We start from the raw sequence: 26,208 nt of genomic DNA, 5'->3' as shown, positions 1-26,208 counted from the left end.
TCATGGAGGGTCCGAACCGCATGAGGAGTACCGGAGGGCACGTGCATACCGGCGGTGACGACCCCGACAAGGTCGCCATGCTGGGTCTGACCTTCGACGACGTGCTGCTGCTTCCGGCCGCGTCGGACGTCATCCCGAGCCAGGTGGACACGTCGAGCCAGCTGACCCGGGACATCCGCCTCCGGGTTCCGCTGGTCAGTTCCGCAATGGACACCGTCACCGAGTCGCGCATGGCCATCGCGATGGCCCGCGCCGGTGGCATGGGCGTCCTGCACCGCAATCTGTCCGCCGAGGCGCAGGCCGCGCAGGTCGAGACCGTGAAGCGGTCCGAGGCGGGCATGGTCACCGACCCGGTCACCTGCAAGCCGACCGCCACCCTGGCCGAGGTCGACGCCATGTGTGCGCGCTTCCGCATCTCGGGGCTGCCCGTCACCGACGACGAGGGTCAGCTCGTCGGCATCATCACCAACCGGGACATGCGGTTCGAGGTCGACCAGAACCGCCCGGTCGCGGAGGTCATGACCAAGGCGCCGCTGGTGACCGCGCAGGAGGGTGTGACCGCCGAAGCCGCCCTCGGGTTGCTGCGCCGTCACAAGATCGAGAAGCTGCCGATCGTCGACGGGCAGGGTCGCCTGACCGGACTGATCACCGTCAAGGACTTCGTCAAGACCGAGCAGCACCCCGACGCCACCAAGGACCGCGACGGCCGCCTGCTCGTCGGTGCCGCCGTCGGCGTGGGCGACGACGCGTGGACCCGGGCCATGACCCTGGCCGACGCCGGGGTGGACGTGCTCGTGGTCGACAGCGCCCACGGTCACTCCGCGGGTGTCCTCGGGATGATCGCCAAGCTCAAGACCGAGGTCGGCGATCGGGTCCAGATCATCGGAGGCAACGTCGCGACCCGGGCGGGCGCCGCAGCGCTCATCGAGGCCGGCGTGGACGCCGTGAAGGTCGGCGTGGGTCCCGGCTCCATCTGCACCACCCGCGTCATCGCGGGCGTCGGCGCGCCGCAGATCACCGCCATCCTCGAGGCCGTCGCCGTCGCCAAGCCCGCGGGCGTGCCGGTCATCGCCGACGGCGGCCTGCAGTTCTCCGGCGACGTCGCCAAGGCGCTCGCTGCCGGCGCCTCCACGGCCATGCTCGGCTCCCTGCTGGCCGGCACGGCCGAGTCGCCGGGTGAGTTGATCCTGGTCAACGGCAAGCAGTTCAAGAGCTACCGCGGCATGGGTTCGCTCGGTGCGATGCAGAGCCGGGGCGCGGGCAAGTCGTACTCGAAGGACCGCTACTTCCAGGACGACGTGCTCTCCGAGGACAAGCTGGTGCCCGAGGGCATCGAAGGTCGCGTGCCGTTCCGCGGTCCGCTGCAGCAGGTCACGCACCAGCTGATCGGTGGCCTGCGGGCAGCGATGGGCTACGCCGGTGCCGCCACCATCGAACAGCTGCAGGAGGCCCAGTTCGTGCAGATCACGGCGGCGGGTCTGAAGGAGAGCCATCCCCACGACATCACGATCACGGCCGAGGCACCGAACTACGTGGTTCGGTAGAGCAAGAGTCCGCGATCGGCCCCCGCCGGAGTGTCCGGTGGGGGCATCTACCTGAGAAGAAAGGGACGCGCGTGCGCGACCTGGTTGAAATCGGCATGGGGCGAACCGCCCGACGCACCTACGAGCTGGACGACATCAACATCGTGCCGTCCCGCCGGACGCGCTCCTCGAAGGAGGTGTCGACGGCCTGGCAGCTCGACGCGTACCGATTCGACATCCCGCTGCTCGCCCATCCCACCGATGCGCTGGTCTCGCCGTCCTTCGCGGTGCAACTGGGCAAGGCCGGCGGCCTCGGCGTCATCAACGGTGAGGGACTGTGGGGCCGGCACGCCGATGTCGATGCCGAGATCGAACGCCTCGTCGGCATCGCCGAATCCGACCCGGACCCGGCAGCGGCGATCGCCCACCTGCAGAAGCTCCACGCGGCCCCGCTGCAGCCCGACCTGCTGGCCGCCGCGATCGCGCAGGTACGCGACGCCGGTGTGACCACGGCCGTCCGGGTCAGCCCGCAGAATGCGCGGGCACTGACTCCGCACCTGGTGAAGGCAGGCCTCGACCTGCTGGTTGTCCACGGGACCATCATCTCCGCGGAGCACGTGGCGCACGGTGCGAGCGAGCCGTTGAACCTCAAGACGTTCATCTCCGAATTGGACGTGCCGGTCGTCGCAGGTGGTGTGAGCGATCACCGCACCGCGCTGCACCTGATGCGTACCGGCGCGGCGGGCGTCGTCGTCGGCTACGGCTCGACAGCGGGCGCCACCACCACCAGCGAAGTGCTGGGCATCGGTGTGCCCATGGCGACGGCGATCGCCGACGCTGCCGCCGCCCGTCGCGACTACCTGGACGAAACCGGTGGCCGGTACGTCCACGTCATCGCCGACGGCGACATCGAGACCTCGGGCGACCTGGCCAAGGCCATCGCCTGCGGCGCCGACGCCGCCGTGCTCGGCGCCCCTCTCGCGGTCTCGGCCGAGGCCCCGGGCCGTGGTTGGTACTGGCCGTCGGCGAGCGCGCATCCGTCCGTGCCGCGCGGCGCGCTGCTGCAGGTCGCCTACGACGAGCGCCCGAGTCTGGACCGCGTGCTCACCGGTCCGTCCGACGACCCGTTCGGCTCGCTGAACCTGGTCGGCGGTCTGCGTCGTGCGATGGCGAAGTCGGGCTACTCGGATCTCAAGGAGTTCCAGAAGGTCGGCCTGACCGTCCGCGCCTGACCGCCCCTGCGCCTTTCCCGCTGTGGCCGAATGTCACATCGCGTCGATTCGATCGAAGCCATGTGACATTCGGCCACAGCCGTTTCCGGGCCTCACCTGCGGTTTACGGAACTCGAGGTTACAGTTAGGGCACCCTTGTGGCAGTGGTCACAGCAAGTCCGTGCATACTGGTGAGTAACAACCAGCTTCATGGAGGTGTTTCGGTGGGTGAGCAGCGCGCGACGGACTACGACGTCCTCATCGTCGGATCGGGTTTCGGCGGAAGTGTGACGGCCCTGCGGCTCGTGGAGAAGGGCTACAAGGTCGGCATCCTCGAAGCGGGCCGGCGTTTCGCCGACGCCGACTTCGCGAAGACCAGCTGGGATCTCAAGCGATTCCTCTGGGCCCCCAAGCTGGGGTGCTTCGGCATCCAACGGATCCACCTGCTGCACGACGTCCTCATCCTTGCCGGAGCCGGCGTCGGCGGGGGTTCCCTCAACTACGCCAACACCCTCTACAAGCCGCCGGCGCCGTTCTTCGAAGACGGCCAGTGGGCACACATCACCGACTGGGACGACGAGCTCAGCCCCTTCTACGACCAGGCGCGTCGCATGCTCGGCGTGGTGCAGAACCCGCACATGACCCCCGCGGACCGGATCGTCAAGTCCGTCGCCGAGGACATGGGTGTGGGCGACACCTTCATCCAGACTCCCGTGGGGGTGTACTTCGGAGAGCCCGGCCGTACCGTCGCCGACCCGTACTTCGGCGGTGTCGGCCCCGACCGCACCGGCTGCATCGAATGCGGCGAGTGCATGACCGGATGCCGACACGGCGCCAAGAACACACTGCTGAAGAACTACCTCGGGCTCGCCGAGCGGGCCGGCGCCGAGATCGTCCCGCTCACCACGGTCACCGGCCTGCGCCAGGCCTCCGACGGCACGTGGGACGTCGACACCGAGCGCACCGGCACCTGGAAGCGGAAGAACCGTCGCACCTACACCGCCGGGCACGTCGTCCTCGCCGCCGGCACGTGGGGCACCCAGCATCTCCTGCACCACCTCAAGGACACCGGCGCCCTGCCGGAACTGTCCGACCGGCTGGGCCATCTGACCCGCACGAACTCCGAGTCGATCGTCGGCGCCGGGAAGATGAGCGTCGACCCGGACCTGGATCTCACCCGCGGGGTGGCGATCACGTCGTCGTTCCATCCCACTGCCGACACCCACATCGAGCCGGTCCGCTACGGCAAGGGCTCCAACGCGATGGGTCTGTTGCAGACCTTGATGACCGACGGTGGCGGCCGCACGCCGCGCTGGCTGAAGTTCCTCGGCCAGGTGGTGAAGAACCCGGTCCAGATGGCCCGGATGCTCAGCGTCAAGGACTGGAGCGAGCGCACCATCATCGCCCTGGTCATGCAGAACCTGGACAACTCGATCGTCACCTACACCAAGAAGGGCCTGTTCGGTCGCCGCAAGGTCACCAGCCGGCAGGGCCACGGGCACCCCAACCCGACGTGGATTCCCGTCGGCAACGAGGCCACCCGCCGGATCGCCGAGAAGATCGACGGCGTCCCGGGCGGCACCTGGGGGGAGATCTTCAACGTCCCGCTCACTGCGCACTTCCTCGGTGGCTGCGTGATCGGCACCGATCCCGAACACGGTGTCATCGACCCGTACCACCGCGTGTACGGATACCCGACGCTGAGCGTCGTGGACGGGGCCGCCGTCTCGGCCAATCTCGGTGTCAATCCGTCGCTGACCATCGCTGCGCAGGCCGAGCGCGCGGCGGCGCTGTGGCCGAACAAGGGGGAGCAGGACCTGCGTCCCGGCCAGGGGGAGGGCTACCGCCGGCTGGACCCGATCGCCCCGAACAAGCCGGTCGTTCCGGCCGGCGCCCCGGGCGCGCTGTCGCTGCCGATCGTCGAGGTCCGCACCGGGTCCGCGTCCGGCGTCGCCTGACCCGAACCGCCGTTCGTTGGACGAGGACCGGGCCTCTAGACTGTTCGGGTGTCGCAAACCCAGCAGTCCAGGCCGGTCCTCGTCGTCGACTTCGGAGCCCAGTACGCGCAGCTGATCGCCCGCCGCGTCCGCGAAGCCAAGGTCTACTCCGAGGTCGTGCCGCACACCACCCCGGTGGAGGAGATCGCGGCCCGCGATCCGCTCGCCGTGGTGCTCTCCGGTGGCCCCTCCAGCGTCTACGCCGACGGGGCACCGCAACTCGACCCGAAACTGTTCGACCTGGACGTGCCGGTGTTCGGGATCTGCTACGGCTTCCAGGCCATGGCCCAGGCGCTCGGCGGCACCGTCGCGCACACCGGCAATCGTGAGTACGGGCGCACCGAGATGTCCGTCACCGGAGGTGTCCTGCACGACGGCCTGCCCGCGACACAGCCGGTGTGGATGAGCCACGGCGACGGGGTCACCGCCGCGCCGGAGGGCTTCGAGGTGACCGCCAGCAGCGCCGGCGCGCCCGTGGCCGCGTTCGAGGACCGCGCGCGCCGCCTCGCCGGCGTGCAGTACCACCCTGAGGTGCTGCATTCCCCGCACGGCCAGCAGGTGCTCAGCCGCTTCCTGCACGACATCGCCGGTATCCCCGCCGCCTGGACGGCCGCGAACATCGCCGAGGCCCTGATCGAACAGATCCGCGAGCAGGTCGGTGACGGACGCGCCATCTGCGGCCTGTCCGGCGGGGTCGACTCCGCGGTCGCCGCAGCCCTGGTGCAGCGGGCCATCGGCGACCGCCTGACGTGTGTGTTCGTCGACCACGGCCTGATGCGCGAGGGCGAGCGGCAACAGGTCGAGAAGGACTTCGTCGCCGCGACCGGGGCGAGGCTCGTCACCGTGGACGCCGCCGACACGTTCCTGCGGGAACTGGCCGGCGTGACGGATCCGGAGACCAAGCGCAAGATCATCGGCCGCGAGTTCATCCGCAGCTTCGAAGGCGCCGTCTCGGAGGTGCTCGGCGAGAACGCCGCCCACGGCGAAACCGTCGAGTTCCTGGTGCAGGGCACGCTGTACCCGGATGTGGTCGAGTCCGGCGGCGGCACCGGCACCGCGAACATCAAGAGCCACCACAACGTCGGTGGCCTGCCCGAGGATCTGCAGTTCGCACTGGTCGAGCCGCTGCGGCTGCTGTTCAAGGACGAGGTGCGGGCAGTCGGGCGTGAACTCGGCCTGCCGGAGGAGATCGTCGGCCGCCAGCCCTTCCCCGGCCCGGGCCTGGGTATCCGCATCATCGGCGAGGTCACCCGCGAGCGCCTCGCGATCCTGCGCCGCGCCGACTCCATCGCCCGGGAGGAACTCACAGCTGCCGGCCTCGACAAGCAGATCTGGCAGTGCCCGGTGGTGCTGCTCGCCGACGTGCGGAGCGTGGGCGTTCAGGGTGACGGCCGCACCTACGGTCACCCGATCGTGCTGCGCCCGGTCTCCAGCGAGGACGCGATGACCGCGGACTGGACCCGCCTGCCGTACGAGGCCCTGGAGCGCATCTCCACCCGCATCACCAACGAGGTGCCCGACGTCAACCGCGTCGTCCTCGACGTCACGAGCAAGCCGCCGGGCACCATCGAGTGGGAGTGAGACGCGGCTGCGCCCTTCGGATCGGAACCGAAGGGCGCAGTGCGTTCCGGGGCGACGGTGTCAGCGCTTCTTCTTGCCCGGCGCGAACACCAGCGTCGCGCCGACGACCACGGCGAGCGCGACGAGTAGCCAGCGGAACTCGACGTTCGCCAGCGGCTCGAGGGAGAACGGCCCGATCAGCGCCCACGCGCTGACGGCCAGCGCCGCGATCGCAGAGAGCAGCATCAGGATCGACGGGCCCCGTCGCCGGGCGCCGGACGCCGGCTGGGTGGGGTCGGTGTAGTCGGTGTCAGCCACGGCGCACCTCCGAGTTGCCGAATGCGGTGTCGAGATTCAGGGTCAGGACCGGTCCGCCGACGCCGTCGTCGCCGCCGTCGAGGCCCTGGATCGTGCAGGGGTTCGAAGCCCGTTCGGTGCAGACGACGTCGACGTCGAGGTTCTGCGGCAGCAGGACCTCGGTGGCGCCGAATCGGGTTTCGACGGAGACGGTCTCGTCCTCGGTGAGTTCGAGTCCGCGCAGGTCCAGTTGCAGAGCCCCCATCTGCACCGAGTACTCCGGCTGCAGTTCCGCGGCAGTGCGGGGCGAATACAACTGCTCTCCCCACGACGAGGTGTCGATCGGTCCGACGAGCGAGGCGAGCACCACGAACCCGAGCAGTGGACCGGTCACCACCAGCAGTCCGTAGCCGCGATGCAGGAATGCCCCGACGAGCAGGCCGAGCCCGATCACCACGAGCGCGATCGCACCGATGCGCGCCGGGGTGAGCCACGCGACCTCGCCGGCGGAAGCCACCGCCCCCGCAGCCGCCGCGGCGAGCACCGCCAGGCCCAGCACGGTCGTGGTCAGCCGGGAACGAGGCTGTTTCGCGGGCACGACGGCCGTCGTGGGCGCAGGCTCGGGCAGGTCCCATGCGAACGGTGCGACACCGAGCGGATCCCACGACGGTGGCGTGGGGCGCTGCAGCAACGGATCCTGTGGGGGTGCCGGTTCCGGCCCGGGGGACTGGTCGCCGGGCCGGGGCGATTCCGGTTCCGGCTTCGTCCAGAAGTCCGGGTCCGCCGGTGCGGGGCCGGGGGCGGCGCTGTGCTGCGCGAAGGGTGCCTGCTGGTACTGACTCTGCTGGAACGGCGCCTGGAAGGGGTTCTGGGGGAACAGCTGCGGTGCCCCGGGCAGGACCGGTGGTTCCGGCCGGCGCTGGTACAGCAGCCACAGACCGCCGAGCATCAGCACCATGCTGACGAACCCGGAACCGCCCACCCCGGCGCCCAGCGGACCGAAGGCGCTCGCCGCGACGGCCAGCACCACCAGCAGCACCACGACCTTGGTGCTCGATTCGGAGCTCTGGCCGCGGCCGACGAGGGATTCGGCGGGGGAGACCTGATCGCCGTAGCGCGGCAGCAGCAGCCAGCACACCAGATACAGCACCAGGCCGGCGCCGCCGAAGAAGGTGGACACCACGAACGCCACGCGGATCAGCACCGGATCCACGTCGTATCGCACGCCGATGCCCGCGCACACCCCGGCGACGTGGCCCTGTCGTGGCAGCCGGACCGGACGGGTGCGCCACATGTCCGAGAGCTGCTCGGGGAAGCTTCGCGTGTTCATGAACCACATCCTTCTGGACCGGCGCACCGTCGCGCATCAGGGACCGACCCTGATTTCCGCGCCGGTGCGCGGTCGCCGGTTCAGGGTTCGTCCCCGATGCCCGGGACGGGGTACGCGTGCCAGTATCGAAGGTATGCAGCCGGTTCCCTACCCACCCCTGCCCACCCCCCGCCTCGAGCGCCGGGTCGGTGGCCGGGTCGTGGGCGGCGTGGCCGGCGGCCTCGCCGACCATCTCGGGGTCGACGTGCTCAAGGTGCGGGTGGCGTTCACGGTGCTGGCGGCGCTGGCCGGCCTGGGCATCGTCGCCTACGGACTGCTGTGGGTCCTCACACCGCAGGGCTCGGACACCGAACCGCCCTCGCCGACCGAACGGCGCCGGGCCCTCGGCCTTGCGGTCATCGGAGTGGGCCTGGCCGTGGGGCTTTCGTGGCTGTTGAACGGCGGCGTGGGCTCGGTGATCGCCCCCGTCGTCGTGGTGGCGGTGGGCGCCGCGCTGGTCTGGCGCGAGTTCGACGCGGAGGGACCACGTTCGGTGCTGGGCCTGCCCGCCCGCCCGACGGTGCTCACCTGGGCGCGGGTGGTCGGCGGTGCCTCGCTCATCGTGATCGGGCTCGGCGTCGTGATCCTCGCCCAGGTCGACGTGGCGGCCCTACGTTCGTCGGTGCTGGCCGTGCTGGTGACGCTGGTCGGGGCCGGCCTGCTGTCGGTGCCGCTGTGGGTGCGGATGTGGCGCGCGCTCGAGGAGGAACGTGCCGCCCGCGTCCGCAACGAGGAACGCGAGGAGATCGCGTCGCACCTGCACGATTCGGTGCTGCAGACGCTCGCCCTGATCCAGAAGCAGGCCGACAACTCGCAGGAGGTGCTGCGCCTGGCGCGCAGCCAGGAGCGCGAGTTGCGGCGCTGGCTGTTCGGCGGTGGCGAGACCCCGCACACCAGCCTGGCCGAGGCGCTGCGCACCATCGCCGGCGAGGTGGAGGACCAGCACGGGGTATCGGTGGCGCCGGTGATCGTGGGCGACGTGACGCCCGGCGACGACGAGGACCTCACCGCCGAGTCGTTCACCGCCCTGCTCGGTGCCACCCGGGAGGCGCTGGTCAACGCAGCCAAGCACGCGCAGGTGGACAGCGTGGACCTGTTCGTCGAGGTCGAACCCGAGCAGGTGAGTGTCTTCGTCCGGGACCGCGGCGTCGGCTTCGACGAGTCCGCGGTCCCGGAGGACCGGCAGGGCCTGGCCCGTTCGATCCGGGGCCGGGTGGAGCGTCGCGGCGGCCGGGTCGTCGTGCGCTCGAACCCCGGCAAGGGCACGGAGATCCGCATCCACATGCCCCGTGCCGGTACCGGAGCGGAGCGCACGACAACCCTAGAGTGGGAGGGCACCGACGCCCGTTCAGAGGAGCAGCCCACTTGACGTCACTCGACGCCTCCCGCCGTTTCCGTGTGTTCCTGGTCGACGACCACGCCGTGTTCCGCTCGGGGGTGCGCGCAGAGCTCGGCCGGGAGGTCGACATGGAGGTCGTCGGCGAGGCCGGCACGGTCACCGAAGCGGTCACGGGAATCGACGCCACCCGCCCCGACGTGGTCCTGCTCGACGTCCACATGCCCGACGGGGGTGGGGTGGCGGTGCTCGGACGGATCGCCGACGGGCCGGTGTGCCTGGCGTTGAGCGTGTCCGACGCCGCCGAGGACGTCATCGCGGTGATCCGGGCCGGCGCGCGCGGGTACGTCACCAAGACCATCTCGGGATCCGAACTGGCCGACGCGGTGCGACGGGTCGCCGGCGGGGACGCGGTGTTCAGCCCGCGTCTGGCCGGATTCGTTCTGGACTCGTTCACCGGCCGCTCGAGCGTGCCGGAGCCGCCGCTCGACCCCGAACTCGATTCGCTCACCCCGCGCGAACTCGAGGTGCTGCGCCTGCTCGCGCGCGGTTACACCTACCGGGAGATCGCCGAGGAACTGGTGATCTCGGTCAAGACCGTCGAGACGCACGCGTCGAACGTGCTGCGCAAGACCCAGCAGTCCAACCGCAACGCGCTCACCCGGTGGGCGCACCGGCGGCGGATCGACTGACCGGAATTCAGTGCGTGGGCAGCCGCGCGGTCGAGCCGGTCGCGAGTGCCGCGGCGACGTGCTCGATCCCCGCGCGTACCGTGCGGCCGTACCCGTCCTCGGGCAGGGTGTCGACGCAGTCGCGGGCCGCCGTCAAGTGCTCCGTGGCGACCGTGAAGGACCCGAGACGCCGGTAGTCGTCGGCGAGATTCAGGTGCAGCGACGGCTGGAAGGCCCGCACCTGCAACGCGGCGTGGTGCCGGGCGAGCCGGTCGTCGTCGAGGGCCGCGGCCGCGTCGAAGGCGCGGAGGTCCCAGGTGAGGGAGACGGCGGGATCGTCGTACAGATCTGCCAGGTAGTGAGCCAGAGCGCAGCGGTGCAGGGGATCGCCGTGCGGCCCCATGCTCGACCACAAGGCCACCAGCCGAGTCCGGGCGGTGGTGTTGTCGCCGGAGCGGCCGGCTGTGACCGCGTCGGTGACGGCGGCCATGATTGGATCGGTGGTCACGGTTGTTCCTCTCGGCGGACGGGCATGGCCAGCGTGGTCAGGTCCCCGGCCGCGGCGGAACGGATCACGACGGGCCGGTCGTAGGAGGCGATGTCCAGCAGCACCTCCGGGCCGACGGCGGTGTCGAGGGCGGCGCCCAGCCCGTCCCGGTCGAAGGCGAGATCCAGGTCGGCGCCGGTGACGTCGGCGGGCAGCACGCGGTCGTGCCTCCCGTGGCCGACGGTGAGTGCCGTCGCCCGCACGCGGAGGTCGATCGTGCCGGCCGCAGCGTCGCGCACGGCCCCGGCCAGGGCGTCGCGGTGCACGATCACCCGCGTGACCGGCGGGGTGAGGGCGGCGAGCATGCTGCGGTAGTCGGGGAAGGTTCCCTCGACGGCGGGGCAGCTGTGCCGCTCACCGTTCGCGCCGGTGAGGGTGAGCGCGCCCGAGTCGTCGAGGGCCAGGCCGACGTTCTCGTGTTCCCGCAGTGACGTGGCGGTCCCGCGGAGTGCGGAGCTGTCGGCGACGGTGCGGAACGGGTCCCCGGTGCGGGCCGCGGCCGACACCGAGCCGGTGGTCAGCCGGTAACGGTTCGTCGCCGTCAGGACCACCGCCCCGGCATTCACCTCGACGAGAATGCCTGTCAGACAAGGAATTTTCGGATCCATGGCGATGGACGGAAGGACGCGTTCGACGGTGTCGGCGAGGAGCCGGCCTGGCACGGCGACCGCCGGCGGTGCCGCGAGGGCGGTGAGGCGGGACTTGACGGCGGAGGCCAGCCGGGTCGCGCGCTCGGCCCGGCGATGCAGTTCGGCGACGTGTTCGTCGAGCAGCGCGGCACCGGACTCGGCGTCGCCGTCGAGGATCCGGCCGACGTCCTCGAGCGGGACGTCGAGTTCGCGGAGCTGACGGATCGTCACCGCTCGTTCGCGTTGGTCGACCGTGTAGTACCGGTAGCCGGTGACGGGATCGACCATGGCGGGCACGAGCAGCCGGCAGTCGCCGTAGAACCGCAGCGCCCCCGGGGTGAGCCCGCTGAGCCGGGCCATGATGCCGATCGTGATCAGGTCTGGGGAGGGGGTCACGGCACCATCATCGAGCTTCGGCCGACCCGAAGGTCAAGCTCAGCTGACGGCGACCGCGATGATCAGGGCCACGATCAGAGCGAGAACGATCACGGCCACCATGACCGCCATCGCCATCGGTGCGAACGCGACGATCTTCTCCTGCGTGGTGCGCGGCGGGGGCCCGGTGGGGCGCAGCCGGCGCAGCAACTCCGCGGGGCGGGGTACGCCCCGGAGCGAGACGGGCTGGGGAGCGGCGGGCAACCCGGTGAGAGTGCCGCCGGTAGCCGCGGTGCGCCGGGATCCCACGACGGGTGCGGTGGCGCGCCGGGCCCACACGGGGACGGTTCCGTCGGCGGACAGGATCGGACGGCCGCGAAGCAGCTCCGGGTCGGCGTCGGCCCCGAGGACGACCGCGGCGAGACGGTCCCGGGCCTGCTCCATCGTCGGGCGACGGGCAGGGTCGGGTTCCAGCATCGCGAGCAGGACGTCGGTCAGTGGGCCCGTACGAGTCGGCGGGATGATCTCGGCGCGGGCGACGCGGTGCAACAGGGCGATCGAGTCGGGATCGATGCCGAACGGCGGCTGACCCTCGATCGCGGTGTAGAGGGTCGCACCCAGGGAGAAGACGTCGCCGGCCTCGGTGGGATCGCTGCCGCGGGCCACTTCGGGTGCGAAGAAGGCAGGGGTGCCGGTGATCACGCCGGACCGGTCGTGATCGCCCTTGGCCCGGGCGATGCCGAAGTCGCTGATCTTCACCCTACCCAGTTCGCGGCCGCGCTCGGCGACGAGGATGTTGCCCGGCTTGATGTCGCGGTGCACGATCCCGGCAGCGTGGGCGGCGGCGAGTGCGTCGGCGATGTGTGCGCCGATCTGCGCCACCTCGAGCGGCGGCAGGGTGTCGGCGATGTTCATCACCTGGGCGAGGCTGCGGGAGGGAAGGTGCTCCATGACCAGCCACGGCTCGCCGGAATGGAGGGCGACGTCGTACATCGCGATCGCGTGCTCGTGGGTGAGGCGGGCAGCGATCCGGCCCTCCCGCAGCGTGCGGCGGCGGATCTCCTCGGCGGCCTCCGTGGGCAGGCCCACGGTCGAGGTGACCTGTTTGACGGCCACGTCCCGATCGAGCAGGGTGTCGTGGGCGAGCCAGACCGCTCCCATGCCACCGCCACCGAGTTTGGAGACGAGCCGATAACGTCCGGCCACCAAGTGATCCGGGCCGACGACGCTTGCCGCTCGCTCCTGTTCCGACACCTTGACGAGGGTAGTGGATGCCGCGGGGGCCATCGCTTGACGGGCGCCCCGGAGTCGGGTCTACTGAAGTCGTTCGAATACATGTTCGAACAACCGCGTCTTCCCCGCGGTTTGTCGGTGGGCCGTGTTATACGCGGCCGGCGCAGGGCGAGGGGAGTTCGTGTGGGTGAGGTGGCCGAGTTTCCGGTCGAGGGCGGGTCGCAGGATCCGGTGGGTCCCTCCCGGCAGGAACGGCTCGAGGCGTTGCGTCGGCAGATCGCCGCGATCCCTGCGAGAGGGGAGAGCGCCCGTCCCCGCCCGGCGGAACCCACCGCATCCCCGGTGCCGGCCGACCGGCTGCTCCCGGTGCCCGAGCCACTCGCCCGGCTGCTCCCGGACGGCGGCCTGGCCCGCGGATCCGTCGTAAGCTTCTCCGGCGCAACATCTTTGCTGCTCGGTGTGCTGGCTTCGGCCACCGCCGCCGGTGGGCACGCCGCCGTCGTCGGTCATCGTCGCCTCGGCCTGCTCGCTGCCGCCGAGATGGGGGCCGAGTTGAGCCGGATCGCGCTGATCCCCGACCCGGGGCCGGACCCGGTGGAGGTGGCCGCCGTCCTGCTCGACGGCATGGACCTCGTCGTTCTCGGTCTCGGGGGCACCGTGGTGCCGCCGTCGCGGACCCGGGCGGTGGTCGCTCGGGCCCGGAGCAAGGGCGCGGCCCTGGTGGTCACCGACGGCCGGTGGGACGGGGCGCACGTGCGGCTCGAGGCTGCGGTGCACGGTTACCGGGGGCTGTCTGCCCCGGCCCGGGGCAGACTGTGCGGTACCAGGTTCTCCGTGCGCGCGCAGGGCCGGTCCTTCCAGCCTCGGTCGGCGCGAATGGACCTGTGCGCCGGTCGAGCCGGGGTGGAGTGGCGACCGGGTGGACCGGCGCAGGTGGGCAGTCCCCGGCCTGCCGAGGTGGCACTGTGAGCGAACCCCGCCCGGCCCGGGTGGTGGCCCTGTGGTGCCCGGACTGGCCGGCGATCGCTGCCGCCGCGGCCGCCGACCTGCCGCCGACGACACCGGTGGCGGTGATCTCGGCCAACCGGGTGGTGGCCTGTTCCACGTCGGCCCGGGCAGCCGGGGTGCGACGAGGTCTGCGCCGCCGGGAAGCCCAAGCCCGGTGCCCGGATCTGTATGTGGCCCGAGATGATCCGGATCGCGACGCGCGGTTGTTCGAGCCGGTGGCGGCGGCGATCGATGCGGCGGCGCCGGGCGTGGAGGTGCTGCGTCCCGGTCTGGTGGTGCTCGCCGCGCGCGGTGTCGTGCGCTGGTTCGGTTCCGAGGAAGCAGCGGCCGAGCGACTGATCGACGAGGTGGCCGCCGTCGGCGTCGAATGCCAGGTGGGCATCGCCGACGAGTTGTTCACGGCGGTGCTCGCCGCCCGCCACGCCCGTCTCGTCCCATCCGGTAGAGACGAGGAATTCCTTGCGCCTTTGGATATTTCGGAGATCTGTCTGGAGCCGTCCCTGGCTGCCCCGGAGCGCGTCGACCTGGTGGACCTGCTGAAACGGCTCGGGCTGCGCACGATCGGGGCCTTCGCTGCCCTCTCGCCGACCGATGTCGCCTCCCGCTTCGGACCGGACGCCGTCGCCGCGCACCGCGACGCACGGGCACGGCCGCAACGACCGCCGTCCGGCCGTGCCCTGCCGCCCGATCTGGTGGTGGAACGTCCCTGTGATCCGCCGCTCGAACGGGTCGATTCGGCCGCCTTCGCCGGCCGGGCGCTTGCCGCGCTGCTGCACACCCGGCTGGCCGCGGCGGGAGTGGCCTGCACCCGGCTGCTGGTGGCCGCTCGCACCGGCAACGGTGAGGAACTGACCCGGACGTGGCGTTGCGCCGAGCCGCTGACCCCGGACGGCACGGCCGATCGGGTGCGCTGGCAACTCGACGGCTGGCTCACCGGGCACAGTGCGGCCCGCCCCACCGCCGGGATCGTCCTGCTGCGGCTCGAACCGGTGGAGGTGGTGACGGCGGGGTCGCTGCAGCTGGGTCTGTGGGGCGGGGTCGGCGACGAGGACGAACGGGCCCGGCGCGCCCTGGTGCGGGTGCAGGGACTGCTCGGTGCCGACTCCGTGTTGGTGGGGGTGCTCAGTGGTGGACGTGGCCCGGTGGAACGGGTGACCCTCGTGCCGTTGGGGGAGGAGTCGGTGCCGGCGACGGATCCGTCGGCGCCGTGGCCGGGCCGGCTACCGCCGCCCGCCCCGGCTGTGGTGCTCACCACCCTGCCCGGCGTGGCGCTCGAGGATGCGGCGGGCACCCCGGTGACGGTGACCGAGCGCGGTCTGCTCAGCGGCGATCCCGGCCGGCTGAGCTGGGGCAGCCGCAGCTGGCGGGTGCGCGGGTGGGCCGGACCGTGGCCGGTGGACGAGTACTGGTGGGATCCGGCGGCGGCGCGGGCGGTGGCGCGGCTGCAGGTGCGACTCGAGGAGTCCCGGGCCCTGCTGGTGATCCACGTCGACGAGCACTGGCATGTGGAGGGCGTCTACGAGTGAGTACGCTCGATCGACGTGGAGACCAGTGTGCTGACGGCCGCGCCGAACGGGGTGGCGATCGCCTACCGGGATTCGGCTCCCACGACGGGCTACCACCCCGTGCCGGTGCTGCTGGTGCACGGGATGGGCGGCGACGGCCGCACGTGGGACCGGTTCGCCCGGTCCCTGCTCGCGGCCGGCCGGCGGGTCGTGGCGGTGGACCTGCGCGGCCACGGACGCAGCGCCCGCGCCGCGTCCTACCGTTTCGACGAGTTCGGCGCCGACGTGCTCGGTCTCTGCGAGCACCTGGGCCTCGAGACGGTCGACCTCGTCGGGCACTCCCTCGGCGGGCACACCGGATCCCTCGTCGCGCAGCAGCGCCCGGGTCTGGTGCGGCGGCTCGTGCTCGAGGAGGCCCCCCTGCCGCTGCGCCCGGGTGATCCGCCGCCGGTGCTCGGTGGGCGTCTGCCGTCACCGGCCGAACTGTGGCATGCCTCGACGAACCTGCTGCGCAATCCGCGCGCGACCTTCGCCTTCGACCGCTCCATGACCGGCTCGGCCATCACCCAGTTCCGGGCGCCGAATCCGATGTGGTGGGAACGTCTTCCGCGGATCACCGCGCCTACGCTGATTCTGCGGGGCGGGCCCGGCAGCATGGTCGATCCGACCCGGCTCACCGCCGCGGTGGACGTCCTCGGCGACGTCGCGGTCCACGACTTCACCTGCGGCCACAGCATCCACCGCGACCGGCACCGCGAGTTCGAGGCCACCGTGCTGCCCTTCCTCACCGACTGAGCGGAACTCCGGGTCTACCGGAGCTGGTCCAACCAGATGCGGCGATCGAAGCCGCCGCGTTCGGCCCGCTTTCCCGCGGCCGCGGCAGCCACCTCGTCCGTGGTGATCCCGCACGCGGAGAGCACAGCCGTGAACACCTCGTGCACGTCGGCCAGTTCGCCGAGCCGCTCGTCGTAGTTCTGTGCTTCCCGCAGTTCGCGCGCTTCCTCCACCAGCTTGTCGAGCAGGGCGCGGCGGTACTCGTCCCGATCGAGTACGCGAATGCGCGCCACCCGGCCGGCGGCTTCGATGATCTCGGGAATCCGGTCGCGGACCAACTTGCCCATCGTGGATCCTTCCGCTGCGCTACCGTCGCGGGGTGGACGGTACCGGACCACCGACGGATCCTCTCGCGCTCGGTCAGCGCGTCGTCGCGGTCCTCGAGACCGGAGCGCGCACCGCCACCTACAAGCTGGCGACCCTGTCGGCCCTGGTCGGCTTCTGCGTCGAACATCTACCGGCGGAGCCGGCCGCGGCACTCGACGTGCCGATCGACGCTCTCGCCGAGCGGGTGATCGACCTGTACTGGTCCCAGGTCCGCCCGTTCGACGGGCATCGGCTCCGCCAGTCGTCGCAGCCCAGGGCTCGGATCCTGACGGCGGTGGAGGCGCTGCGCAGCGCGGCGAACACCGGCGGGGTGGTCGGTCTGTCCCTCGCGAGATTGCGGAAGCCTGACCTGTACCGCGGGACCGTCGCGGAGGTCGCGCTCACGCTCGCGCAACAGCCGCTGTACCGGCTTCAACGGTTGCCGGGCGGACGCGGCGAGCCGTTCCTCTACGACGACTCCTGGCTGCATTCCGGAATCACCCGGGCAGCGATCGTCCGGCAGGGCGGCGCGATCCGCCTGTTTCCGGGAGTTGCGGCGGCCCTGGCACGCCTGTCCGGTCTGCTCACTCCGACCCTGGAGATCCTGTGGGTTCAGGACGTGCGCCGGTACAACGCCTTCCTCGACGTCCCCGACATTGCGGGGCACCTGTTCGGCCGCGAGCGCGTCTCGCTGACGAAACCTCGGGTGGCGCTTCGTGAGGCGTTCGGAGCGCGTTGCTTCTACTGTGCGGCAAAGCTTTCCGATGGAAGTCCGGTCGACCACGTACTACCGTGGTCCCGGGCACCCCTCGACGGACTGGCGAATCTCGTACTCGCCTGCGGAGCATGCAACACCGACAAGCGGGACTCGCTGCCCGCACTGGCTCACACCGAACGGGCATTGAGCCGAGATCGCTCCGTCCTCGAACAACTCGCCGCCGACATCGGCTGGCCGACCCAGTACGACCGCACCCTTGCCGCCGCTCGCGGCCTGTACCGCAGCTCACCCTCGGGCACGCCGACGTGGCAGGGCCGTTCGCGGACCGGAACGTGGGACACGGTATTCCCACCCGGCTGGGTTGTCTCGACGGTGCCGGAAATCGGGTACGCATGAATTCACCGCTCGTCTACGATTCGACGTCATGCGGCTGGCGGAGGCACTCGCCGAACGAGGCGAGCTGAAACGACGGATCGAGCAGCTCGGCACTCGGGTCGTGGCGAATGCCCGATATCAGGAAGGGGAGGAGCCCGCCGAGAACGCCGGCGAGCTTCTCGAACAACTCACCGACGCCGTCGATCGGCATGCTCTGCTGATCGCTCGGATCAACAAGACGAACACCGCCACCCGTGTCGGAGACCGGACCCTCACCGATGCGCTGGCCGAACGGGACGCTCTGCAGACGCGGCACCGTGCGCTCACCGCGGCCGCGGACGCGGCCTCCGGCGGCAAGGATCGATACGGCCGACAGCTCCGGTCCGAACTGGCGTACGTCTCGGCGCTGTCGGTCCGGGACCTGCGGCGCACCGCCGACGATCTGGCCCGCCGGATCCGCCGGGTGGACCTGGAGATCCAGCGCGTGAACTGGGAGGTGGACCTGATCGACGAGTGATCGTGGGCAGCGGGTACCCGGATCGGAAGCGAGCACACGCCGTGGGTCGCGGTGAATCGACCCGTCTGTATCCTCCGGCGCGCGGAGGGCAGCGCAGCGGGTTCGAGTCCCGCGCACGGAGCAGCCCTGCACGACGCACGAGGACACGGTGCACGCCGGCACAGTTCATCACCACGTGCTGATCCGAATCGGGGAGGGCGGGAACGGGGCACCCACGAACTGCGGGCCGGGAGGTTCGGCACGAGAAGGGAACGACAGGGGAGTACCGCGCATTCGAACCCGCAGTACTCCCCTTCGTCGCCGACTGCGTGAGTCTGCCGTCGGTGCAGTCCCTCACCAGTGCAGTCCCTCGCCGTGACTGCAGATCGTCAGACCGCGGCGACGGCGGCGTCTTCGTCCGCGAACGGTTCGCCGCGCCGGTCGGCGTCGTACCGCTCTCGGTCGAGGATCCCTTCACGCTTGGCGACGATGGTCGGCACCAGGGCCTGACCGGTCACGTTGACGGCGGTGCGGCCCATGTCGACGATCGGCTCCACCGCGAGCAGCAGCCCCACCCCGGCCAGCGGCAGACCCAGGGTGGACAGCGTCAGGGTCAGCATCACCGTCGCGCCGGTGGTGCCGGCGGTGGCGGCCGAACCCACGACGGCGACGATCACGATCAGCAGGTAGTCGGTGATGCCCAGCGGTACGCCGTAGAACTCGGCGACGAAGATCGCCGCGACGGCGGGGTAGATCGCGGCGCAGCCGTCCATCTTGGTGGTGGATCCGAGCGGAACCGCGAACGCGGCGTACTCACGTGGGACGCCGAGGTTGCGTTCCGTGATGCGCTCGGTCAGTGGCAGGGTGCCGATGGACGAGCGGGAGACGAAACCGAGCTGCGTCGCCGGCCACACGCCGGAGTAGAAGCTGCGCACCGACAACCCGTGCATGCGCAGCAGGATCGGATACACCCCGAAGAAGACGACAGCCAGGCCGATGTAGACGGCGGCGGTGAACCATCCCAGCGAACCGATGGCGTCCCAACCGTAGGTAGCGACGGCGTTCGCGATCAACGCGGCGGTGCCGATCGGGGCCAGGCGGATGATCCACCACAGCACCTTCTGCACGATCGCCAGCAGCGACGCGTTGATTTCGAGGAAGGGTGCAGCCTTGTCCCCCACCTTCAGGGCGGCGATACCGACGGCCACGGCGACGACGAGCAGCTGCAGCACGTTGAAGCTCAGCGTCGTGGTGGCCGCACCCTCGGCGAGCGTGGTCTTGACGTTGAGGCCGAGGAAGTTGTTCGGCACCAGGCCGGTGAGGAATGCCCACCAGGAGCCGGTGGTCCCGGGTGCCTTCTCGGCCGAGGTGCTGACGTCCGTGCGCGCACCGGGTTCGACGATCAGACCGACGACGAGGCCGACGATCACCGCGACGAAGGCTGTGAAGGCGAACCACAGCAGGGTCTGTACGGCGAGACGCGCGGCGTTGGTCACTTCGCGCAGATTCGCGATGGAACTCACGATGGCGGTGAAGATCAGGGGGATCACCGCGACAGTGAGGAGTTTGACGTAGCTCGAACCGAGGGTGTGGACGGTGCCCACGAGCCAGTTCTCGTTGCCGTCGGCGGCGTCGGGCATCGCTCGTGCGACGAGACCGACGACGACGCCGACGACGAGACCGAGGACGATCTGGGGGCCGAAGGAGGTAGCCCATCGGGGCAGGCGCCGCGAGGTCTTCTCGGCGCGCGCGGACAGGGCGGTGTCGGGCATGGGTGTGCCTTTCGAATGAAGAAGTCGTAGCACAGCGCCGGATGCGGCGGCCTACGACGGGAGGGTTCCTGGAAGAGCGGTCGTCAGAGCGAGCGCGAACAGATGGCGCTCGCCTGGAGCTCGAGGTCGACGTATCGCCGAGACGTCAGGAACAACACCGCGCCCACTGTACTCGCGGGGGAACGGCAGATTCGAATACGAGCCGGGCGACGTGCGTCACACCACCTACGATCGCCCCATGGCTCCGACTGCTCCGGATCGCAGACTCCTCGCCACGGCCGCGCTGTTCGTGGTGTCCCAGGCGAACATCGCCCGCGTGCTCGGCCCCGCCGCGCCGGCGGTGGGACGGATCCAGACCGCTCGATCGGCGGCGACATACCGTGCCGTTCTCGACGGACTCGACCCAGACGCCGTCGCGCGCTATCGCCGACACTACTACTGGGATCTGTTGCATCCCTTGACTTTTGCCCTCGCGCTGCGGGCCGGCGCGCGATCGCTCGCCGAGCACCGGCCCGTGCCGGCGCGCATCCGCCGCGCCCTCGCCGTCGCCCCCGCAGTGGCCGCGTTCGCGGACTACGTCGAGAACGTCGCGGGTCTGTATCTGCTCGACCACCGGGACCGCATCACCGACACCACGGTCCGGGCGGCGACGACGGTCAGCACCGTGAAGTGGGTGCTCGCGCTCGGCTCCCTCGCCTACCTGTCCCAGGGTTTCCTCGGTCTGTGGACGCGGGCCGGCCTGCGCCGACTGGGGAGATGACCATGGCCGACGAGTTGCCTGTCGAGTACTTCCCCGATCGGGAGTCCTTCGCCACCTGGCTGCGTGAGCACCACACCGATTCGCCGGGCATCTGGGTCAAGCTCGCCAAGAAGGGGTCGGCGCATCCGTCGGTGAGCTACGCCGAGGTGGTCGAGGAACTGCTGTGCCACGGTTGGATCGACAGTCAGGCACGCAGGCTCGACGACGACTTCCGCCTCCAGCGCATCACCCCGCGCCGTGTCCGCAGCCCCTGGTCGCAGCGCAACCGTGAACTCGTCGAGCGCCTCGAGGCCGAGGGGCGGCTGAGCGCGGCCGGGGCTGCGGAAGTCGCCCGCGCCCGCGCAGACGGCCGCTGGGAGCGCGCCTACGCCGGCCAGGCGACCGCGCAGGTGCCGCAGGACTTCCTCGACGCCCTCGCGGACAATCCCGCCGCGCGGGCCTTCTACGACACGCTCGACGGTCGCAACCGCTTCGCGATCGCCTACCGGCTGCAGGCCGCGAAGCGCCCGGAGACCCGTGCCCGCCGCATCGAGACCTTCGTGCAGCAACTCGCGGAGGGCCGTCGCTTCCACGACCAGCCCGGACGGACACAATGAGCGGGTGAGCCCTGAATTTCCTCCCACCTGCTCGGCGGCGTCCGCGCTCGACGAGCCACTGCCTGGAACCGCCGCCACCGCTCCGGGCTGGGTGTGCCTCGAGATGCCGTCCGGCTGGGGACGCGACGTCCTCGACGGCGCCGCTCTCGGTCCCGACCTCGCCGGCGAGTTCTCGGCCGCGGCCGACGCCGCCGGCGTGCGGCTGCTGTTCATCCGGCGACCCGGCCGCGACACGTCGCGTCCCGGCAGCGCCCGCACCGTGCTCCTGGCCCGGTCCGATCCGGGCAACAGCTGGTGCGAGCGACTCGAGGTCGGGGAGCCGAAGGAACTGCTCGATCTGATCCCGCACGTCGTCGCCGGTCCCGCCCCCGGCCTCGGCCGTGCGGAGGGCCGGCCCGTCGCACTGGTGTGTGCCCACGGCAAGCGGGACCGGTGCTGCGCCGTGCTGGGGCGTCCCGTGGCGGCGGCGCTGGCCGCGGAGTTCGGCGAGGATGTGTGGGAGTGTTCGCACACCGGCGGGCACCGGTTCGCTCCGTCGCTGATCCTGCTGCCCACCGGCTACACCTACGGCCGGCTCGACGTCGCGCAGAGCCGGGACGCCATGGCGGCCGCCGCTCGCGGGGAGGTGTACCTGCCGGGGCTGCGGGGGCGCAGCAGCTGGTCCGCGGCCGGGCAGGTCGCCGAGATAGCGGTGCGTGAGCAGGTGGCCGCGGATGCCGATGCGTTCGTCGTCGACGAGAGCGACGCCGCAGCGGTCGTACGGCACCGCGACGGCCGTCACTGGCGCGTGCGGGTCGAGGCCCGGCAGCTGCCGCCGCGTCCGGTCAGCTGCGGCGCCGAGCCGAAGCCGGTGCGACCACTGGTGGCGGTCCTCTAGCGGTGTGTCCTTCGGGCGGCCCCAGCCGCCCGAAGGACACACCGGCGGCGGAGCCGCCTCACCAGTGCACGCCGGGCAGCAGCCGGCCGACTCGGCGCAGCACCGCGGGGTTCGGGAGCGCCGGACGGGTCGGCGTCCGCAACTGCGGGGGCGCGTCGGACTTCTCACCGCGGGCGGCGGGCGTATCCGGGTAGGCGTGGTAATAGAGCGCGAACATCCGATCCCGCAGACCCGGGGCGAAGATGCCGGCGAACTCGCCGACGGTCCCGATCGGCACGTCGATGCGCTTGGGCCGCTCGACGAGGGCCCGGACGACCATCTGCGCGGCGTCCTCCGGGCTGATCGCCGGACCCGGGTTGTACGACCCGGAGGGTTCGATCATGGGGGTTCGGACGAGGGGCATGTGGATGGTGGTGAACGTGATTCCGTCGTCCCGCATTTCGGAGGCGGCGACGTCGGCGAACCCCTCGAGCGCGGACTTCGACGCGATGTACGCCGCGTATCGCGGGGTGCGGGCCTGAACCCCGGCGGTGCTGATGTTCACGATGTGCCCGAACCGGCGCGCCCGCATGTGCGGAACCACGGCCAGGGTCGACCGCACGGCGCCGAAGTAGTTGACCGCCATGGTGCGTTCGAAGTCGTGCAGCCGGTCCGTCGAGTGGTACAGCCCGCGCCGGATCGAGCGGCCCGCGTTGTTGACCAGCATGTCGACGTGGTCGTGCTCGGCGAGGATCGCCTGCACGGTGTGCTCCACCGCAGCCGAGTCGGTGAGGTCACACGGGTAGGCGTACGCGCTGCCGCCGTCCGCGCGGATCGCGGCGACGACCGCGTCGAGTTCCTCGGCGCGGCGGGCGAGCGCGAAGACGACTGCGCCCTCGCGGGCCGCGGCGATCGCGCTCGCACGGCCGATGCCCGAGGAGGCGCCCGTGATCAGCACGTGCCGTCCCACGAGCGGTCCGCGCGGATCGTCGCGGCGGGCCCGGCCGGGGTCGAGGTGCTCGCGCCAGTAGCGCCACAGCACCGGGGCGTACCCGGCGAACACGGGCACTGTGATGCCGCTGCCGCGCAGGGCCTCCCGGGTGTTGCGGTCGGCGAACCGGCTCGGGAAGGTCAGCTGGTCGAGCACGACCGGTGGGATGCCCGCCCGGCGCAGCACGAGACGACGGACGGTGTCCAGGCCGGGAAGCGCGCTGCTCGACAACAGCGGACGTACCAGCGCGCCGGGCACGCCGGCGACGGGGGCGGGGGCGCCGGCCGCGGCGGCCAGCGCCGCGAACACCTCGCGGACCGGTTGCGGGCGGGAGACGAGATGGAAGGTGCACCCGTCCGATCCGGGACGGTGCATCAGTTCGACGATCGCCGCCGCGACGTAGTCGACCGGCACCAGGTTGGTGTCGCCGAGGTCGGGCAGGACCAGCGGCAGCCGGGACGGCAGCGCCGCCAGCGCGGCCAGGGCGGGAAAGAAGTAGTAGGGACCGTCGATCTTGGTGATCTCGCCTGTGGTGGAACTGCCCACGATCACCGACGGCCGGTAGATGCGCCGGCGCACCGGACTCGCCCGGACCGCCTTCTCGGCCTCGAACTTGGTGCGGTGATACGGCGACGGGAAGTGCTGGCCCAGGTCGAGGTCGTCCTCGGCGAACGTGCCGCGGTGATCACCGGCGACGGCCACGGACGAGACGTGGTGGAGGGTCGCGCCCAGTTCCAGCGCGAGCGCGATCACCGCGCGCGTACCCGCCACGTTCGTGGTCGCCTGTTCCTCGCCGGCGGTCAGATCGTAGATCGCGCCGAAGTGCAGGACGTGCTCGGCCGGCGGCACCGTGGCGGGGTCGAGTCCGAGACCCGGTTCGGTGAGATCGCCGAGCAGTGCGTGCAGCCGGGATCCACCGTCCAGGCGCTTGCAGAGGGCCTCGAACTTCGGCAGCGACGCCGGCCGGACCAGCACATGGATGTCGGCGTCCGGGTGGGTCGCGAGCAGTCGGCCGAGCACGTGCGTGCCGAGGAAACCGGTGCCGCCCGTGACGAGGTACGTGGCCATGGCCCGAACCTACTGCAAGGTAAGAACGGATTCTAGTGTCCGATGCCGACCTTCGCGTGCGCCCGCTTCATCCACGCCGGCGCCCACCAGTTCGCCTCGCCCATCAGCTTGACCAGCGACGGCACCAGCAGCATCCGCACCACGGTCGCGTCGATGATCAGCGCGAGGATCATCCCCACGCCCAGGAACCGCATGATCGACAATCCCGAGATCGTGAACGCGCCGGTCACCACGATCAGCAGCAACGCCGCCGAGGTCACCACCCGGCCGGTGCGCTCGGTGCCGAACCGCACCGCCTCCTCCGTGCTCGCTCCGGCGGCCCGGGCCTCCACCATGCGCGACATCAGGAACACCTCGTAGTCGGTGGACAGGCCGAACACCACCGCCAGGATCAGCACCACGAAGCTCGGCTCCAGCGGGCTGGGGGTCACGTCGAGCAGCTCCGCTCCGTTGCCGAGCTGGAACACCCAGGTGAGTACGCCGAACGTGGCCGCCAAGCTCAGACCCGCCATCGCCACCGCCTTGAGCGGCAGCACCACGGACCCGAATGCCAGGAACAGCAGCACCAGGGTCGAGAGCACCATGACCGCGATCATCGCCGGCATCGAGCGTGCGATCGCGGCATTGCTGTCGTCGACCATCGCCCGGCCGCCGCCGACGAGCAGGTCGGTGCCCGGCGGGGGCGGCAGATCCCGTAGCTCCCGGACGATCTCGCCCGCCTGCGGCGTCTCCTCCACACCCTGGGCGTACAGCGCCAGCAGGACCACGACGTCGTTCCGCGCGGCGACGGTGACGGTCTGCGCGACGCCGTCCACCTCCGCCGCCGCGCGGGACACCGCCGTGACCGCGGCCGGGGCGGGTCCGGAACCGTCGTCACCCCGCAGCACGAGCGTGACGCCGTTGCCGGTGGAGGGGAACTCGTCGAGCAGTGTCTGGGTGGCGGCACGCGCCGGGTCACCCGCGGGCAGGGCGGTGTACTCGATCTCGCCGAAGGAGGCGCGCAGCAGCGGCGTGGCGAGCAGCAGCAGACCGGCGGTGATCGTCACCGCCACCAGCGCCGGCCGGCGCATCACCTTCGTCACCACCGACCCCCAGAAGCGCCGGGCCCGGGCCTCGCCCCGCCGCGCGGCGCCCTCACGCCACGTCAGCGCGTTGATGCGGTGCCCGAGTATCGCCAGCAGTGCGGGAATCGCGGTGAGTGAGAGCACCGCCGCGCTGAGCACCGCGGCGATCGCGCCGAGACCCAGGGACCGCAGCAGGGCCTGTGGGAACACGAGCATTCCGGCGAAGGCGCACATCAGCAACAGCCCCGAGAACATGACCGTGCGGCCCGCGGTGAGCACGGTACGATGCGTCGCGGTGGCCGGGTCGGCGCCGGAGTCGAGTTCCTCCCGGAAACGGCTGACGATGAACAGGCCGTAGTCGATCGCCAGGCCCAGACCGATCAGGGACGTGACGTTCAGCGCGAACGAACTCACCTCGGTGTACATCGTGAGCAGACGCAGCGTCGCCAGGGCGCTGAGGACGGCAAGGACCCCGACGAACACCGGGACCGCTGCGGCGACGAGACCGCCGAAGATGAACACCAGGAGCACCAGCGTCACCGGCAGCGCAATCGCCTCCGCGAACAGCAGATCGCGCTCGAGCCGGGTGGTGAACGCGACGCCGACGACCGAGTTTCCCGCGAACTGCGCATCGACACCGGGGACCTCGAGTTTCGGGAGCAGACCCTGGAACGTCTGGACGGTGATCTCCGAGCCGGGCTCGAGGGTGACGGCCGCCGCCGCGCTGCCGCCGTCCTTCGACAGCAGCAACTGCTTCGCCGGGGGCGTGGCCGACCAGTAGGAGTCGATCGAATGGGTGGGCACCTCGGCCGCGAACCGATCGAGCACCGCGGTCACCTCGGGTCCGATGTCGGCGACGGTGCGCCCGGGCGGCGGGGTGTAGATCGCGATGATGTCGGCGGTCTGGGGACCGAAATTGTCGTCCACGATGCGCTGCACCTCGGCCGATTCGCTGCCGGGGTCGTAGAACCCGCCCTGCGAGAGCCGCCCGAACACCCCGGTGCCCCAGATGCCCGCGAGCACGACGACGACGACCGCCAGCCCGAGCACCCACCAGCGCCGGTCGACGACGAATGTGGCCCAACGGTTCATGCGGTGCTCCGTTCCCGGT

23 protein-coding genes are annotated in these 26,208 nt (G+C 71.0%); 14 read left to right on the top strand and 9 right to left on the bottom strand.

Translation table 11 applies throughout. The annotated features are described in order from the left end of the window. Window positions 1-20 precede the first annotated feature (20 nt). The 4 genes from guaB to guaA all read left to right on the top strand — a co-directional run bounded on the left by guaB (window position 21) and on the right by guaA (window position 6,312). On the top strand, window positions 21-1,544 hold the full coding sequence (gene guaB / locus ACM26Y_RS17020; RefSeq protein ID WP_040783396.1) for an IMP dehydrogenase: 1,524 nt from the start codon (window positions 21-23) through the stop codon (window positions 1,542-1,544). Between the two features lie 71 nt (window positions 1,545-1,615). Further along, the gene (locus ACM26Y_RS17015) at window positions 1,616-2,755 is read left to right on the top strand and encodes a GuaB3 family IMP dehydrogenase-related protein (protein WP_003938026.1); all 1,140 of its coding nucleotides are present in this window, start codon (window positions 1,616-1,618) and stop codon (window positions 2,753-2,755) included. Between the two features lie 203 nt (window positions 2,756-2,958). Next, window positions 2,959-4,692: an FAD-dependent oxidoreductase gene (locus ACM26Y_RS17010; RefSeq protein ID WP_416061434.1), complete on the top strand. Its 1,734-nt coding sequence runs from the start codon at window positions 2,959-2,961 to the stop codon at window positions 4,690-4,692. A 48-nt stretch (window positions 4,693-4,740) separates the two neighbouring features. After that, window positions 4,741-6,312, top strand: coding sequence for a glutamine-hydrolyzing GMP synthase (gene guaA / locus ACM26Y_RS17005; RefSeq protein ID WP_003938024.1), 1,572 nt, complete (start codon window positions 4,741-4,743; stop codon window positions 6,310-6,312). Between the two features lie 60 nt (window positions 6,313-6,372). On the opposite strand, the gene ACM26Y_RS17000 is transcribed toward guaA, so the two are convergent. Both ACM26Y_RS17000 and ACM26Y_RS16995 read right to left on the bottom strand, forming a co-directional pair. Beyond that, window positions 6,373-6,609: a hypothetical protein gene (locus tag ACM26Y_RS17000; RefSeq protein ID WP_289379271.1), complete on the bottom strand. Its 237-nt coding sequence runs from the start codon at window positions 6,607-6,609 to the stop codon at window positions 6,373-6,375. Then, entirely contained in the window at window positions 6,602-7,918 is a 1,317-nt protein-coding gene (locus tag ACM26Y_RS16995; protein ID WP_416061433.1) for a PspC domain-containing protein, read from the bottom strand. The genes ACM26Y_RS17000 and ACM26Y_RS16995 overlap by 8 nt, the downstream gene beginning before the upstream one ends. 133 nt (window positions 7,919-8,051) lie before the next feature. Here ACM26Y_RS16995 and ACM26Y_RS16990 point away from each other — a divergent pair, with 133 nt between their 5' ends. Next, complete coding sequence (locus ACM26Y_RS16990; protein ID WP_054374071.1) at window positions 8,052-9,326, top strand: ATP-binding protein; 1,275 nt, start codon at window positions 8,052-8,054, stop codon at window positions 9,324-9,326. Next, window positions 9,323-9,985, top strand: coding sequence for a response regulator (locus ACM26Y_RS16985; RefSeq protein ID WP_003938020.1), 663 nt, complete (start codon window positions 9,323-9,325; stop codon window positions 9,983-9,985). Before ACM26Y_RS16990 ends, ACM26Y_RS16985 begins: the two co-directional genes overlap by 4 nt. Window positions 9,986-9,992: 7 nt before the next feature. Here ACM26Y_RS16985 and ACM26Y_RS16980 read toward each other — a convergent pair whose 3' ends face one another. The 3 genes from ACM26Y_RS16980 to ACM26Y_RS16970 are packed head-to-tail and all read right to left on the bottom strand — an operon-like array spanning window position 9,993 to window position 12,802. Then, window positions 9,993-10,454: a hypothetical protein gene (locus ACM26Y_RS16980; protein ID WP_416063697.1), complete on the bottom strand. Its 462-nt coding sequence runs from the start codon at window positions 10,452-10,454 to the stop codon at window positions 9,993-9,995. A gap of 14 nt (window positions 10,455-10,468) precedes the next feature. Beyond that, the gene (locus tag ACM26Y_RS16975; protein WP_416061432.1) at window positions 10,469-11,536 is read right to left on the bottom strand and encodes a MerR family transcriptional regulator; all 1,068 of its coding nucleotides are present in this window, start codon (window positions 11,534-11,536) and stop codon (window positions 10,469-10,471) included. Window positions 11,537-11,575: 39 nt separating this feature from the next. Then, the gene (locus ACM26Y_RS16970; protein ID WP_371384330.1) at window positions 11,576-12,802 is read right to left on the bottom strand and encodes a serine/threonine-protein kinase; all 1,227 of its coding nucleotides are present in this window, start codon (window positions 12,800-12,802) and stop codon (window positions 11,576-11,578) included. 129 nt (window positions 12,803-12,931) lie between these two features. Here ACM26Y_RS16970 and ACM26Y_RS16965 point away from each other — a divergent pair, with 129 nt between their 5' ends. Genes ACM26Y_RS16965 through ACM26Y_RS16955 form a run of 3 tightly spaced genes read left to right on the top strand, consistent with a single transcriptional unit; the run spans window position 12,932 to window position 16,056 of the window. After that, window positions 12,932-13,717 (top strand): hypothetical protein, encoded by a 786-nt coding sequence (locus ACM26Y_RS16965; protein WP_289382033.1) that lies wholly within the window; start codon window positions 12,932-12,934, stop codon window positions 13,715-13,717. Next, window positions 13,714-15,282, top strand: coding sequence for a DNA polymerase Y family protein (locus tag ACM26Y_RS16960; protein WP_289382031.1), 1,569 nt, complete (start codon window positions 13,714-13,716; stop codon window positions 15,280-15,282). The genes ACM26Y_RS16965 and ACM26Y_RS16960 overlap by 4 nt, the downstream gene beginning before the upstream one ends. Before the next feature lie 15 nt (window positions 15,283-15,297). Then, window positions 15,298-16,056: an alpha/beta fold hydrolase gene (locus ACM26Y_RS16955; protein WP_416061431.1), complete on the top strand. Its 759-nt coding sequence runs from the start codon at window positions 15,298-15,300 to the stop codon at window positions 16,054-16,056. Window positions 16,057-16,070: 14 nt separating this feature from the next. Here ACM26Y_RS16955 and ACM26Y_RS16950 read toward each other — a convergent pair whose 3' ends face one another. Beyond that, on the bottom strand, window positions 16,071-16,382 hold the full coding sequence (locus ACM26Y_RS16950) for a nucleoside triphosphate pyrophosphohydrolase (protein WP_416061430.1): 312 nt from the start codon (window positions 16,380-16,382) through the stop codon (window positions 16,071-16,073). 32 nt (window positions 16,383-16,414) lie between these two features. Between ACM26Y_RS16950 and ACM26Y_RS16945 the strand changes: the two genes are divergently transcribed. Together ACM26Y_RS16945 and ACM26Y_RS16940 are read left to right on the top strand one after the other, a co-directional pair. After that, window positions 16,415-17,515 carry an HNH endonuclease gene (locus tag ACM26Y_RS16945; RefSeq protein WP_416061429.1) on the top strand — a complete coding sequence of 367 codons (1,101 nt, stop codon included), beginning with the start codon at window positions 16,415-16,417 and terminating at the stop codon, window positions 17,513-17,515. Window positions 17,516-17,543: 28 nt separating this feature from the next. After that, window positions 17,544-18,011 (top strand): DIP1984 family protein, encoded by a 468-nt coding sequence (locus ACM26Y_RS16940; protein WP_003938011.1) that lies wholly within the window; start codon window positions 17,544-17,546, stop codon window positions 18,009-18,011. A gap of 368 nt (window positions 18,012-18,379) precedes the next feature. Here the strand turns inward: ACM26Y_RS16940 and ACM26Y_RS16935 are convergent, their stop codons facing one another. After that, window positions 18,380-19,762, bottom strand: coding sequence for a dicarboxylate/amino acid:cation symporter (locus ACM26Y_RS16935; protein ID WP_003938010.1), 1,383 nt, complete (start codon window positions 19,760-19,762; stop codon window positions 18,380-18,382). A gap of 238 nt (window positions 19,763-20,000) precedes the next feature. On the opposite strand from ACM26Y_RS16935, the gene ACM26Y_RS16930 reads away from it, so the two are divergent. The 3 genes from ACM26Y_RS16930 to ACM26Y_RS16920 are packed head-to-tail and all read left to right on the top strand — an operon-like array spanning window position 20,001 to window position 21,995. Then, a complete protein-coding gene (locus ACM26Y_RS16930) occupies window positions 20,001-20,522 on the top strand; it encodes a hypothetical protein (protein ID WP_416061428.1) in 522 nt (173 codons plus the stop codon). 2 nt (window positions 20,523-20,524) lie between these two features. Continuing rightward, window positions 20,525-21,118 carry a YdeI/OmpD-associated family protein gene (locus ACM26Y_RS16925; RefSeq protein ID WP_416061427.1) on the top strand — a complete coding sequence of 198 codons (594 nt, stop codon included), beginning with the start codon at window positions 20,525-20,527 and terminating at the stop codon, window positions 21,116-21,118. A gap of 4 nt (window positions 21,119-21,122) precedes the next feature. Beyond that, a complete protein-coding gene (locus ACM26Y_RS16920) occupies window positions 21,123-21,995 on the top strand; it encodes a sucrase ferredoxin (RefSeq protein WP_416061426.1) in 873 nt (290 codons plus the stop codon). A 58-nt stretch (window positions 21,996-22,053) separates the two neighbouring features. Here the strand turns inward: ACM26Y_RS16920 and ACM26Y_RS16915 are convergent, their stop codons facing one another. Next, window positions 22,054-24,033, bottom strand: coding sequence for an SDR family oxidoreductase (locus tag ACM26Y_RS16915; RefSeq protein ID WP_416061425.1), 1,980 nt, complete (start codon window positions 24,031-24,033; stop codon window positions 22,054-22,056). A gap of 32 nt (window positions 24,034-24,065) precedes the next feature. Further along, the gene (locus ACM26Y_RS16910) at window positions 24,066-26,189 is read right to left on the bottom strand and encodes an MMPL family transporter (protein ID WP_416061424.1); all 2,124 of its coding nucleotides are present in this window, start codon (window positions 26,187-26,189) and stop codon (window positions 24,066-24,068) included. Window positions 26,190-26,208: the final 19 nt, after the last annotated feature.

Origin of the sequence: Rhodococcus indonesiensis, assembly GCF_047782815.1 — a bacterium.
In the GTDB taxonomy this organism is placed as follows: domain Bacteria; phylum Actinomycetota; class Actinomycetes; order Mycobacteriales; family Mycobacteriaceae; genus Rhodococcus; species Rhodococcus indonesiensis.
Note: the sequence above shows the minus strand (reverse complement) of the source record. Positions and strands in the feature narration are given on the sequence as shown.

Excerpts from the sequence above, each read along its gene's own strand:
- ACM26Y_RS16910 (WP_416061424.1), bottom strand. The coding sequence starts at position 26,189 with ATGAACCGTTGGGCCACATTCGTCGTCGACCGGCGCTGGTGGGTGCTC.
- ACM26Y_RS16915 (WP_416061425.1), bottom strand. The coding sequence starts at position 24,033 with ATGGCCACGTACCTCGTCACGGGCGGCACCGGTTTCCTCGGCACGCAC.
- ACM26Y_RS16935 (WP_003938010.1), bottom strand. The coding sequence starts at position 19,762 with ATGCCCGACACCGCCCTGTCCGCGCGCGCCGAGAAGACCTCGCGGCGC.
- ACM26Y_RS16925 (WP_416061427.1), top strand. The coding sequence starts at position 20,525 with ATGGCCGACGAGTTGCCTGTCGAGTACTTCCCCGATCGGGAGTCCTTC.
- ACM26Y_RS16950 (WP_416061430.1), bottom strand. The coding sequence starts at position 16,382 with ATGGGCAAGTTGGTCCGCGACCGGATTCCCGAGATCATCGAAGCCGCC.
- guaB (WP_040783396.1), top strand. The coding sequence starts at position 21 with ATGAGGAGTACCGGAGGGCACGTGCATACCGGCGGTGACGACCCCGAC.
- ACM26Y_RS16940 (WP_003938011.1), top strand. The coding sequence starts at position 17,544 with ATGCGGCTGGCGGAGGCACTCGCCGAACGAGGCGAGCTGAAACGACGG.
- ACM26Y_RS16980 (WP_416063697.1), bottom strand. The coding sequence starts at position 10,454 with ATGGCCGCCGTCACCGACGCGGTCACAGCCGGCCGCTCCGGCGACAAC.
- ACM26Y_RS16995 (WP_416061433.1), bottom strand. The coding sequence starts at position 7,918 with ATGAACACGCGAAGCTTCCCCGAGCAGCTCTCGGACATGTGGCGCACC.
- ACM26Y_RS16990 (WP_054374071.1), top strand. The coding sequence starts at position 8,052 with ATGCAGCCGGTTCCCTACCCACCCCTGCCCACCCCCCGCCTCGAGCGC.
- ACM26Y_RS16930 (WP_416061428.1), top strand. The coding sequence starts at position 20,001 with ATGGCTCCGACTGCTCCGGATCGCAGACTCCTCGCCACGGCCGCGCTG.
- ACM26Y_RS16970 (WP_371384330.1), bottom strand. The coding sequence starts at position 12,802 with ATGGCCCCCGCGGCATCCACTACCCTCGTCAAGGTGTCGGAACAGGAG.